Here is an 11,740-nt window from a genome sequence, read left to right as displayed (position 1 = left end):
GACGTTTCTGCAGGCATCTTAGGAGCGAGTGTAACTTTTGATGGGAAGTTCAGGCTCTTGCGGCAGCAGCAAAGTTATCGGAGGCCGGGCTCCTCAAGGAGGCGATGACGATGTCCGACCTTGGTGAGTACCAGGTTCTGCCGACACTTGTTTTCCACGCATCACTCCGCTCAGACGCCAATCCTGAAGCGCTTCCCTTTCTGAGTCTCGATGAGAATCCGAACGTGTGGATCAACTTCGCTCATGACGAGTCGCCATTGAATGCTCTTCCGGACGTTCTGACGCATCCCGCCTATGACGCGTGGCTTAGAGCCCAGAGAGTCGTAATGATCGATACTGCGGCCGTGTTTCTCGGTGGCCCCTACGTTGAGGAGCTGACGGGCAAGGACCTTGCCGCGCGCATTCTTCTCGCCTGGTCTCCGGAGGAATACGACAATCCGGGAATTGCTTCCGAGGTGCTATATGCCGTTGCCAATGCCTCCGCGAAGATCGACTGGACGCGTTATGAACCGGGAAAAGACGGCAAGTCGCCCTCAGAACTGGGACCGAAGCTGCTGAAGGCTATGCGCATCGCAGCATCTCAAGGCGGCATGGGACTCCCGATCTTCGTGGATATTCCTCATGAACGAGAGAGAGCTCTGGCGATTGCGGATCGGCTCAGAGAAATCGGCGAAGCGCAAATTGCGGATGAACTCCGTGATGCCTGCTATTGAACTGCGGCGAAGCCCATCATCGAGCAGAAGAAAAAAGGTCGGCCACGGCAGAAATACGCCATGACCGACCTGTCAACTAAAAGTTAGTTTTGACCGAGCTTTTTAGTCGACCTTCCCCTGGTGAAGGCTCTGCAGATCCCTCACCTTTTCGGAGAGTTCGCCGTGGCGGATGCCTTCGGCAGCGGCGAGGCCGCCCGCCATCGTCGTGTAGTAGGTCGTCTGCTCGGCCAAGCACGTCTGGCGGATCGCGCGGGCGTCGTCGAGTTCGTTTTCATGTTCGGCAACGGACATGATGACGAGCTGGATTTCCTTATTCTTGATGAGGTCAAGAATGTTCGGACGACCTTCGTGCACGCGGTTGACGCTCCGGCAGGGGATGCCTGCAGCCTGAATCACCTTCGCGGTGCCGGCCGTCGCGATGAGCTTGAAGCCCGCGTGGTGAAGCTCATGCGCGGCAATGGCAACCTTGGGCTTATCAGAATCGCGGACGGTAATGAAGCAGAGGCCGCCCGCAGGAAGCTTCGACGCTGCGGCGAGCTGGCTCTTTCTCAACGCTTCGCCGAAGTCGCGGCCGATACCCATCACTTCACCCGTGGAGCGCATCTCCGGCCCGAGGACCGGATCGACGCCCTGGAACTTCGCGAACGGGAAGACGGCTTCCTTGACGCTGAAGTACGGAGGCGCCTTTTCGAGCTCCTCAACCGTGAGGCCCTGGTCGGCGAGCTTGTCGCCCACCATGCAGCGGACTGCAATCTTCGCGAGCTGATGGCCCGTCGCCTTCGAGACGAAGGGAACCGTACGCGAGGCGCGCGGGTTGACTTCGAGCACGTAGACCACCGGGTTGTCGGTGTGCGCGTCCTTCACGGCGAACTGCACGTTCATGAGACCCACCACCTTGAGGGCCTTCGCCATTTCGCGCGTCTGGCGGCGGATTTCCGCGACGAGCGAGGGCGCGAGGCTGTAGGGCGGGAGCGAGCACGCGGAGTCGCCCGAATGAACGCCCGCCTGCTCGATATGCTCCATCACGCCCGCGACGGCTACAACATCGCCGTCGCAGACCGCATCGACGTCCATTTCAACGGCGTCGTCAAGGAACCGGTCGAGCAGCACGGGCTCCTCGGGGCTCACCTTCACGGCTTCATGCATGTACTTGAGGAGGCGTTCAGGCGTATGAACGATTTCCATCGCGCGGCCGCCCAAAACATAGGAGGGACGAACCACGAGCGGATAACCGATTTCCTCGGCCTTGGCGAGCGCCTCCTCCTCGGTGTAGGCCGTGCGGTTGGGCGGCTGGCGAAGGCCGAGCTTCTCAATAAGCGCCTGAAAGCGCCCGCGGTCCTCCGCGCAGTCGATCGCGTCGGGGGTCGTGCCGATGATGGGCACGCCGTGGGCTTCGAGCGCGCGGCAGATCTTGAGGGGCGTCTGACCGCCGTACTGCACGATCACGCCCCGGGGCTTCTCGACCTCGCAGATGGCGAGCACGTCCTCGAGCGTCACGGGCTCGAAGTAGAGGCGGTCGGAGGTGTCGTAGTCGGTCGAAACGGTTTCGGGGTTGCAGTTCACCATGATCGACTCCCAGCCGTCCTCGTGGAGCGCCATGGAGGCGTGAACGCAGCAGTAGTCGAATTCAATGCCCTGCCCGATCCGGTTCGGGCCGCCGCCCAGAACAATCACCTTCTTGCGGTTGGTCGGAGCGGCCTCGGAAACGCGGCTTCTCTCGAAAGTCGAATAGAGGTACGCGGTCGTCGTCGCAAATTCCGCGGCGCAGGTATCGACGCGCTTATAGACCGGTTCGACCCCGAGCACGCGGCGGGCTTCCCGGACTTCGTTTTCGTGGCAGTCGGCAAGGAGCTTCGCGATGCGTTTGTCCGAGAACCCGCGGGACTTCAAGGCCCAGAAGTCGTTCTCGTCGAGTTCGTTGAGGTTGTGCCCTTCGATCGACTTCTCAATCTGAACGAGCTCCTCGATCTGACGCAGGAACCAGCGGTCGATCTTCGAAAGCTCGAAGATTTCGTCCACCGTCATGCCGATGCGGAAGCCGTCGGCAACGTAAAAGAGCCGCTCGGGGCCGGGTTCGGCAATCTCGCGCAGGATCTGGTTTCTGTCGATCGTGATCGGGTCGAGGCCGCTCTTTCCGGTCTCGAGACCGCGAAGCGCCTTCTGAAGCGACTCCTCAAAGGTGCGGCCGATCGCCATCACTTCGCCCACAGACTTCATCTGGGTCGTCAGGCGATCGTCGGCAGCCGGGAACTTCTCAAAGGCAAAGCGCGGCACCTTGGTGACGACGTAGTCGATTGCAGGTTCGAACGAAGCCGGGGTCTTCCCGCCCGTCATTTCGTTCTTCAGTTCGTCAAGCGTATAGCCCACGGCAAGCTTCGCCGCGATCTTCGCGATCGGGAAGCCCGTCGCCTTAGAGGCGAGCGCCGAGGAGCGCGAGACGCGCGGATTCATCTCGATCACGATCATGCGGCCGTTGTCGGGATTGACCGCAAACTGAACGTTCGATCCGCCCGTATCGACGCCGATCGCGCGGAGCACCGCCATCGAGGCGTCGCGCATCGCCTGGTATTCCTTGTCGGTGAGGGTCTGTGCAGGGGCCACCGTAATCGAGTCGCCCGTATGGACACCCATCGGATCAAGGTTTTCAATCGAGCAGACGATGATGCAGTTGTCCGCCTTGTCGCGGACAACTTCCATCTCGTACTCCTTCCAGCCGAGGAGCGACTCTTCGATGAGCACTTCGCTCGTGGGGGAGAGTTCCAGACCGCGCGAAACGATCGTGATGAACTCCTCCATGTTGTAGGCAATGCCGCCGCCCGTGCCGCCCAGCGTAAAGCTCGGGCGGATGACCGCGGGGAAGCCCACAGTCTTCTGGATCTGGAGGGCCTCTTCGAGCGTATGGGCGGCCCCCGAGCGGGCGGACTCAAGCCCGATCTCGCTCATGATTTTTTTGAAGCGCTCGCGGTCTTCGGCCTTGTCGATCGCTTCGGGCGTGGCGCCGATCAGCTCCACGCCGTAGCGGCGCAGAACGCCGTGGTGCGCCAGGTCCATCGCGCAGTTGAGCGCGGTCTGGCCGCCCATCGTCGGGAGGATCGCATCGGGGCGCTCCTTTTCGATGATGCGCGCCACCGTCTCCCAGTTGATCGGTTCAATGTAGGTCGCGTCCGCCGTCTGCGGATCGGTCATGATCGTCGCGGGGTTGGAGTTGACGAGAATCGTGCGGTAGCCCTCTTCGCGCAACACCCGGCAGGCCTGCACGCCCGAGTAGTCGAATTCGCACGCCTGACCGATGATGATCGGGCCGGCGCCGATGATGAGAATGGATTGAATGTCTGTACGCTTCGCCATTTTCCTGAAACTCTTTTGTCTTGTGTTCTGTCTCTAGTCGCTAGGGGATTGCGGATGCCTTTCAGGGCGCTTCCTATTTCAGCGCCTGCGGTATTCCGCAAGGCTCTTGGCGAACTTCTCAAAGAGAATGTCGAGATCGTGCGGGCCGGGGCTCGCTTCCGGGTGGCCCTGGAAGCAGAAGGCGGGCTGACCGACAAGCTCGAACCCCTGGAGCGACCCGTCAAAGAGCGAGCGGTGCGTGACGCGCGCATTTTCGGGCAGCGTCTCCGCATCCACCGCAAAGCCGTGGTTCTGGCTCGTAATGGCAACGCGCTTCGTCGCGAGGTTTTCGACCGGGTGATTGGCGCCGTGGTGGCCGAACTTCATCTTGAGGGTCTTCGCGCCCACGGCGAGGCCCATGATCTGATGGCCGAGGCAGATGCCGAAGAGCGGCACCTTCGCTTCGATCGCCTTCTTTGCCACCTCGATCGCATACGTGCAGGGGGCGGGGTCGCCCGGGCCGTTCGAGAGGAAGATGCCGTCGGGGTCGTAGGCCATCGCGTCTTCAAACGGGGTCTTCGCGGGAACAACCGTCACGCGGATGCCGCGGTCGGCGAGGAGCCTCAGAATGTTGGTCTTGATGCCGAAGTCGTAGGCAACGACGTGGTACGGGAACGCCACGGGCTGGCGGAACCCGGCGGGCTCGCCCTCGCGCGAGGGCTCCCAGCTCCCTTCGGTCCATTCGTAGACTTCGTTCGTGGTCACCGTCTGAGCGAGATCCTGACCCGCCATGGAGCCCCAGCTCTTCGCGGCGGCTAGCGCGCGGGCGACGTCTTCGTCGGAAAGCTCCTGCCCCGGTTCAGCCGTCAGGATGGCGCCCGCCTGCGCGCCCGTTTCCCTCAGATGAATCGTGAGCGCGCGGGTGTCGATGCCGCAGATCGCCTTCACGCCCGCATCCTTGAGCGCCTCCGGCAGGGACTTCTTCGCGCGCCAGTTGCTCGGAAGGTCCGAGGCCGCCTTGACGATGAGGCCCGCCGCATGAATCGCGCGGCTTTCCATGTCCTCGGGGTTGACGCCCACATTGCCGATGTGCGCGCAGGTAAGCGTCACGAGCTGCCCGGTATAGGACGGATCCGTCAGGATTTCCTGATAACCGGTCATGGAAGTATTGAAGACGACTTCGCCCGTCGTCATGCCGCTCGCGCCGATGCCTTCGCCGTGAAAGACGGTGCCGTCGGCGAGGACGAGCAGAGCTTCAGGCCGGGTTCTTTGAATAAGTGCCACGATGGATTTCCTCTCTGGGGTATCAAGGGATTGCAGAGGTTCTCGAAAACCGGCGGGCGAACTCGGAAACGCTTCGGGAAGCGCCTGAGACCTGCCGGGAGAAGCCCTGTTTAAAAGCATTCCGGCAAGTCTATCGATGCCATATTTGCCATCATTTGGTGCCACATAGGTAAAAAGACCTAGTCCGCTTCAACGCGGTCAACGCCCTCCTTAGTGTTGATTTTTTGTCGACAATTGAAGGGTTTACGGTGAACGCGGTTGGCGCGAAGAGAGGCTTTGCGGCGTGCACTATTGGAGTGCAGCTTCCCTCCTTCCGGCCTTTCTCCGGAATTCTTCCTACGCGGCTGAGGATGCGCTTTTCTTCGTCCTGGCGCGTTCGAGCATGGTGGCCGCTGCCGATGCGCCGATGATGAGGACGACGCCGATCAGAGCTTCGGCGCCGACCTTTTCGCCGAAGAGAAGGAATCCGAGCATGGCTGCAAAGGGAATGCCCGAAAAGTAAAAGACGGAATTGACGAACCAGTTCCCGTACTTCCATCCGCCCGCGCGGCAGAGCTGCACGATGAGGACGATGAGGCCGATGAGAAGCACCTTCGGCTCCGTGCAGATGAGGCCGTCCGCGCCCCCGCGGTAGAAGAATCCGCCGATGATGCCGGCCGCGAAGCAGAAGGTTGAGAGGTAGAAGGTCGTGCGGACCACCGGCTCCCCGCGGTTCCCGACGGCGCGCAGAAGAAGCGTCGAGCAGGCGGCGGCGAGACCCAGAATGCCGCCGAGAATCAGATGGCGGATCGTCATGCCGTCAGCGGTCGGATTGAGCGCAAGAATGCAGCCCCCGAACCCCACCGTGAGAATGGCGGCGAGCGTGAGGAAGCTCACCTTCCGGTCCCACTTCATCATCCACATGATGAGAAGAATGAAGAAGGGAGACGTATAGAGCATGCATTCGGCCGAACAGACCGGAATCTCCTGCGCGAGGATGATGGCCGAGACGGATGCGCAGAGACCCGTGCAGCCGCGCGTGAGGTGAAGCCGCCAGCAGGAGCTGAAAAAGGGCGTCCTCGTTTTCAGCATCCAGAAGGTGCAGAGAAGCGAGACGCCCAGATACTGCGCCGTCATGAGCTCAAGGAAATCATGCGTCGTGCCGATGCTGCGGATCAAAGCCGTTTCACAGGCGCCGAAGAAGGCAGAGAGCAGAATAAGAAGGCTCGAGCTCATGGATGGTCAGGGAATGCTTGGCCGGAGATGGCGATAGGCCATTCTATCTATTGAAAGCGTCTATTGACTACCTCCTATTGCGTAAACCCGCCGCCCCGGGAATTCTCTTCTGGAAAAACTTCGCATGAAAGCGCATGATTTTTGCCGTCCGCCATTCATGCTCTTAATGCTCAAAAGGAGAAGCTCAAGATGACGCAGGCAAACATTCCTCCGATTTCACCCGCGGCCCGGGATGCGCTCGAGACCATTGCGGGACTCCCCGAGGTTCAGAAGGCGCTCGAATACATTCACGACCGCACGGACGCCGCCATCCGGCTCCAGGTCGAGCTCTGCGAAATTCCGGCGCCCACTTTCAAGGAAGAAGTGCGCGCAAAGCGCATCGTCGAGCTCATGCACGAATGCGGGCTCGAGGATGTGGCGATCGACGGCATCGGAAACGTCGTCGGCCGCTGGCAGGGAACGGACCCGAAGGGTCCGCTTCTCGCGATCGGCGCGCACATGGATACGGTTTTCCCGGAAGGGACCGACGTCTCGGTGCGACAGGAAGGAAACCGCTATTACGGGCCCGGCATCGGCGACAACTGCGCGGGGCTGCGCGCCGTGCTCGAGACCCTTCGCGCCATGAAGGCGGCGGGCATCCGCACGAAGGGGAGCATCCTCTTCATGGGCACCGTGGGCGAAGAGGGCCTCGGCGACATCCGGGGTTCGAAGTACCTCTTCGACAAGTCGGGACTTCCCGTCGACGGGCTTCTCGCCGTCGACAACACGGACGTGGGCCGCATCCTCTACGGCGCCATCGGCTCGCACCGCTGGCGCTTCACCGTGAAGGGGCCGGGCGGACACAGCTACGGCGCCTTCGGCGTCACGCCGAGCGCCATTCACGCGATCTGCATTGCGGGCGCAAAGGTCGCCTACCTCAAGGTCCCCGGTGAGCCGAAGACGACCTTCACGATCGGCACGATCCGGGGCGGGACGTCCGTCAACACCATTGCAGCGGAATGCTCCGTCGACGTCGACATCCGCAGTCTCGCGATGGAGCCGATGCTTAAGCTCGAAAAGGAAATCCGCGAGGCGTTCGCCGCCGGCGTTGAGGAAGAAAACCGCATCTGGGGGATTACGGATCCCGAAAAGAAGCTCCGCCTCGTCGAGGAGATGATCGGCGACCGTCCGGCGGGCATGAGGCCCCACGACTGCCCGGTCCTTCAGGCTTCGCGCGCCGCGCAGGCAGAGCTCGGAATTCCGCTCACCAACTACGGCTTCTCCTCCACCGACGCCAACAAGCCCATGAGCATGGGCATTCCCTCCACCTGCCTCTCCGCGGGCGGGAAGCAGATGCGCACGCATACGATTCATGAATACTTCGACGCCGTCGACATTCATCTCGGGCCGCAGCTCATCATGCTCTCGGCGCTCGCTCTCGTCGGCACGGACGCCACCGACCCGATGCTCCCGGTGCGGGAGCACGGAAAAGCTTAAAAAAGACCCGCACTGACCCGAAAAAAACCTCCGGAAGACCATCAGATCCGTCCGGAGGTTTTTTCTTTTCTTCTGAAAACCGTCAGCGCTTCAGGGGATTGAGCCCCACGCCGTCCTCGCCCATTTCAGGAGCGGCCGACATGCCGCCGCCCATCTTCATCATCTTGTCGAGGTCGCTCTCAGGCTTCTTTCCCGCAGGATCCGGCGGAACGGACTTGAGGCCGCCCGCATCGAGCGTCATCTGGAGCTGCTGCGCCAATGCGTCATGGACTTCGTTTCCTTCCGGAATCTGCGTGAGCAAACGGTTGAAGTAGATCGCGGAATTTTTGTAGTCGCCCTCTTCGAAGGCCGCCGCGGCGCCGATCATGAGCGCCTTCTGGTGCCAGGGATCGATTTCAAGCGCCTTTTTGGCGAGCTCACCCGCCTTCACGAGGCTTGAGGGATCAAGCGCAATCTTGATGTCCGCGAGCTCGGCCCAGGCGTTGGCGTTCTTAGGCGCAAGCCGCGTCACGTTTTCGTACGCAAGCTCCGCCTGGGAAAGGTTCCCCGTGGCGTTGTACTGCTCGGCCAAAATCTCCCACGCTTCCAGGTTGTCGCGATTCTTTTCCACGGAGGCTTCAAGCGACGCCACCGTTTCCGTCATATTGCGCTCCGACCTCGCCTGCTCGCGGGTCGTGCGGATCTGCTCGATCGCCTTTTCGTCGAGCGACGAGAAGTCGCCGTACCAGAGGTAGGCGCCGATTGAGGTCGCCGGAATGATGACGGCAAGCGCCGCAGCGGTAACGAGCGGGAAATGCTCGACGTTGCGGTGCTTTTCGGCCGTCTCGGGCGCGGTCTCGTCTATCACGCGCAGCGCCAGCTCATCCTCGCGGTCGAAGAAGTCCTTGTCCGAAACGCGGCCCGCCTTTCTCAACTCAACGAGATGATCGTATTCGTCCCTGAGGCTCGCGATGTTTTCGGCCGTTCGCGTCCATTCGCCTTCCCTGTTCGACTTCCCCGAAAGGAGCCGCCAGGCGAAGAGCCCGATCACGCCCGCCATCAGGAGGATGGCGACAACGCAGAAAATAATTTCGTACTTCATCATGCCCCTCGTCAGATTTCAGGTCGATAGTTCGGGTTGGGCTTTACCTCGCCCTTCTCGAAGATGAGTTCGCCCCGGAGGATTTTCTTCGCGCGCTCGACCGCCTCAGGCGTCGCCTCGCGGCGGCGCTGAAGCGCCTGCGCCCGACGGGTGACGACGATGCGCGTCATGCCCCAGAGAGCGAGGAGGAAGAAGACGCCGGGCCCGAGCCAGAGGAGCCACGTCTTCGCCTTGAAGGGGGGCTTGAAGAGCACGTAGTCGCCGTAGCGGTCGACCATGAAGTCGATGATCTCGTCGTCGGTCTTGCCGGCCTTCACCTGTTCGGCAACCTCGCGCCTCAGGTCGATGGCGAGCTGCGCGTTCGATTCGGCAATCGTTTCGTTCGCGCAGACGAGGCACCTCAGCTGCGTGCTGATTTCATAAACCCTGGGATTGGCCTTCGGATCGAATTCAGAGGGCCTCGCCTCGGAGGGCTTCAGGCTCTGAAGATCCACCGAGGGAGCCCCGCCCGAGGCGGCCATCCCGGCCGCATCCATGAAGGCCTGGGCCGAGCGCGACTTTTCCGTTGCCGTCACCGACCCCATCTGCGGAGCGGAATTTTCCGCTGCCGCCGCCTCAAGCGCCGTCGCTGAAAGGAGCGCAAGCCCGAGGGCGAAAATGGTTCCCTTGAAAGTATTCATGGTCATTTCCTTCAGGCTCCCTTTCTGTCGTCGGTTCTGCGGCGGCGGTCGAACATGGCGAGAATGCCGCCCGCGGACATGAAGAGCGTGCCGATCCAGATGAAAAGCACGAAAGGCTTCACGTAGGCGCGCACGACCCAGCCGTTGCCGTCCTGCGTCGGGGTCGCAAGCGACACGTAGACGTCTTCATGCGGACGGTGAATGATGGCGGCTTCCGTCATCGACATCGAGGTGACGGAGTCGTAGTTTCTCTTTTCGGGTTCAAGGAGCGCAATTTCCTTGCCCGTGGAAGCATCGAGCACGGAGATCGAGCCCTTCGCGGCCGTGTAGTTGGGACCGCGGTACTCCACCCAGCCGTTGTACTGGAAGGTGACGTCGCGCACCGTGACCACGTCCTTCGGATTCATGGTCACATTACGCTCAACCTGATATTCCGACACCGCAACCGCGCCGAAGATCAGCATGGCGAGCCCCAGGTGCGCCAAATGCATGCCCCACCAGGGCAGGGTCTGCCCGAAGACGCTCCGCTTCTGCGCGCGCGCCGTACGGGCGTAGCGCACCCAGTCGGTGACGGCGCCGAAGAGAATCCAGCAGGCGAGGAAGGCGGCGAGCGCCATGACGGCGTCCCAGCTGCCGAGCATGAAGGGGGTCGCGATGCCGAGAATGACGGAAGCCGCAAAGGCGGGCGCAAGCATCCGGCCGAGCTTTCCGGCGTCCTGCATGCGCCAGGCGCAGACGGCGCCGATCGGGAGGAGGAGCGACAGCGGCACCATGGAGCTTCCGAAGACCGCATCAAAGTACGGCCCGCCCACGGTGATCCTGCCTCCGCCCACGGCGTCAAGGAAGAGCGGATAAAGGGTTCCGAGGAGAACGATCGCCATCCCGACCACGAGGAGGAGGTTGTTCCCCATGAGGAGCGACTCGCGCGAGATCCACCCGAAGGTCGAGATGCTCCCGACCGAGCTCGCCTTGGACGCAAAGAGGAGGAACGACACCCCGATCACGATGCAGAGGAAGACGAGAATGAACATGCCGCGGGTCGGGTCGGACGCAAAGGCGTGAACCGACGTGAGAACGCCCGAACGCACGAGGAAGGTGCCGAGGAGCGACAGCGAAAAGGTGAGGATCGCGAGGAAGACCGTCCAGATCTTGAAGGCGCCGCGCTTTTCCGTCACGGCAAGCGAATGCATGAGCGCCGTGCCGGTAAGCCACGGCATGAAGGAGGAATTCTCCACCGGGTCCCAGGCCCACCAGCCGCCCCAGCCGAGCTCGTAGTAGCTCCAGTAGGAGCCGAGGCTGATGCCGAGCGTGAGGAGCACCCAGGAAGCGGTCGTCCAGGGACGCATCCAGCGCGCCCAGGCGATGTCGAGCCGGCCGCCCAGGAGCGCCGCAACCGCGAAGGCGAAGGGAACCGCGAAGCCCACGTACCCTAAGTAGAGGAGCGGCGGATGGAAGATCATCCCCGGATCCTGCAGGAGCGGATTCAGGTCCGCACCCTGGGGCGCAGGCGGAAAGAGCCTCAGGAACGGGTTCGAGGTCGTGAGGATGAAGAGGTAGAGCCCGAACGCGATGAGAAAGAGCGTCCCCAGAATGCGCGCGAGCACCTTCTCGGGGAGCTTTCTCGCCGAGAGCGCCACGGCGAGAATCCACCAGGTGAGCGTCGAAACCCAGAAGAGGATCGAGCCCTCGTGCGAGCCCCAGACGGCGGCGAGCTTGTAGAACCACGGCAGCGCGTCGTTGGAATTCTTCGCTACGTTGAGGATCGAAAAATCGCTCGTCACGAATGCGTAGGCAAGCGAACCGATCGAAAGGGTTGCGGCAAGGGCGAGCGTAATGGCGGCCGCCGCACCGGTGCGCATCCAGCTTCTGACGTCAAGCTGCGCGCCCGCCAGCGTCAGGAGGCCCCCTACGGCACTGATGACAAGCGCCAGGATAAGGGCGAAATGCCCGATCTCTGCTGTCAC

The 11,740-nt window shown here is 61.9% G+C and carries 8 protein-coding genes; 2 read left to right on the top strand and 6 right to left on the bottom strand.

What is annotated here, in order from left to right:
• Positions 1-110: 110 nt before the first annotated feature.
• Complete coding sequence (locus tag Q0106_RS06880) at positions 111-713, top strand: hypothetical protein (RefSeq protein WP_297610727.1); 603 nt, start codon at positions 111-113, stop codon at positions 711-713.
• A gap of 102 nt (positions 714-815) precedes the next feature.
• Here the strand turns inward: Q0106_RS06880 and carB are convergent, their stop codons facing one another.
• From carB to Q0106_RS06865, 3 genes are all read right to left on the bottom strand, one after another.
• The gene (gene carB / locus Q0106_RS06875) at positions 816-4,061 is read right to left on the bottom strand and encodes a carbamoyl-phosphate synthase large subunit (RefSeq protein ID WP_297610724.1); all 3,246 of its coding nucleotides are present in this window, start codon (positions 4,059-4,061) and stop codon (positions 816-818) included.
• A gap of 78 nt (positions 4,062-4,139) precedes the next feature.
• On the bottom strand, positions 4,140-5,324 hold the full coding sequence (gene carA, locus Q0106_RS06870) for a glutamine-hydrolyzing carbamoyl-phosphate synthase small subunit (protein WP_297610721.1): 1,185 nt from the start codon (positions 5,322-5,324) through the stop codon (positions 4,140-4,142).
• A gap of 336 nt (positions 5,325-5,660) precedes the next feature.
• Positions 5,661-6,539: a DMT family transporter gene (locus Q0106_RS06865; protein ID WP_297610718.1), complete on the bottom strand. Its 879-nt coding sequence runs from the start codon at positions 6,537-6,539 to the stop codon at positions 5,661-5,663.
• Positions 6,540-6,728: 189 nt separating this feature from the next.
• Here Q0106_RS06865 and Q0106_RS06860 point away from each other — a divergent pair, with 189 nt between their 5' ends.
• Positions 6,729-8,015, top strand: a complete 1,287-nt coding sequence (locus Q0106_RS06860) for a M20/M25/M40 family metallo-hydrolase (RefSeq protein ID WP_297610715.1) — start codon at positions 6,729-6,731, stop codon at positions 8,013-8,015.
• 82 nt (positions 8,016-8,097) lie between these two features.
• Here the strand turns inward: Q0106_RS06860 and ccmI are convergent, their stop codons facing one another.
• From ccmI to Q0106_RS06845, 3 genes are read right to left on the bottom strand one after another with little or no spacing between them, the layout of a single operon-like run.
• Positions 8,098-9,099: a c-type cytochrome biogenesis protein CcmI gene (gene ccmI, locus Q0106_RS06855; protein WP_297610712.1), complete on the bottom strand. Its 1,002-nt coding sequence runs from the start codon at positions 9,097-9,099 to the stop codon at positions 8,098-8,100.
• A gap of 8 nt (positions 9,100-9,107) precedes the next feature.
• Positions 9,108-9,782, bottom strand: a complete 675-nt coding sequence (locus tag Q0106_RS06850) for a cytochrome c-type biogenesis protein (RefSeq protein ID WP_297610709.1) — start codon at positions 9,780-9,782, stop codon at positions 9,108-9,110.
• Between the two features lie 5 nt (positions 9,783-9,787).
• Positions 9,788-11,740 carry a heme lyase CcmF/NrfE family subunit gene (locus tag Q0106_RS06845; protein ID WP_297610706.1) on the bottom strand — a complete coding sequence of 651 codons (1,953 nt, stop codon included), beginning with the start codon at positions 11,738-11,740 and terminating at the stop codon, positions 9,788-9,790.

It is taken from the genome of uncultured Sutterella sp. (genome assembly GCF_937923675.1).
Lineage (GTDB): Bacteria > Pseudomonadota > Gammaproteobacteria > Burkholderiales > Burkholderiaceae_F > Sutterella.
This window is presented reverse-complemented; position numbering and strand designations above follow the sequence as displayed.

Coding starts and splice junctions, on each gene's coding strand:
- Q0106_RS06850 (WP_297610709.1), bottom strand. CDS start 9,782: ATGACCATGAATACTTTCAAGGGAACCATTTTCGCCCTCGGGCTTGCG.
- carB (WP_297610724.1), bottom strand. CDS start 4,061: ATGGCGAAGCGTACAGACATTCAATCCATTCTCATCATCGGCGCCGGC.
- Q0106_RS06880 (WP_297610727.1), top strand. CDS start 111: ATGTCCGACCTTGGTGAGTACCAGGTTCTGCCGACACTTGTTTTCCAC.
- Q0106_RS06860 (WP_297610715.1), top strand. CDS start 6,729: ATGACGCAGGCAAACATTCCTCCGATTTCACCCGCGGCCCGGGATGCG.
- Q0106_RS06865 (WP_297610718.1), bottom strand. CDS start 6,539: ATGAGCTCGAGCCTTCTTATTCTGCTCTCTGCCTTCTTCGGCGCCTGT.
- ccmI (WP_297610712.1), bottom strand. CDS start 9,099: ATGATGAAGTACGAAATTATTTTCTGCGTTGTCGCCATCCTCCTGATG.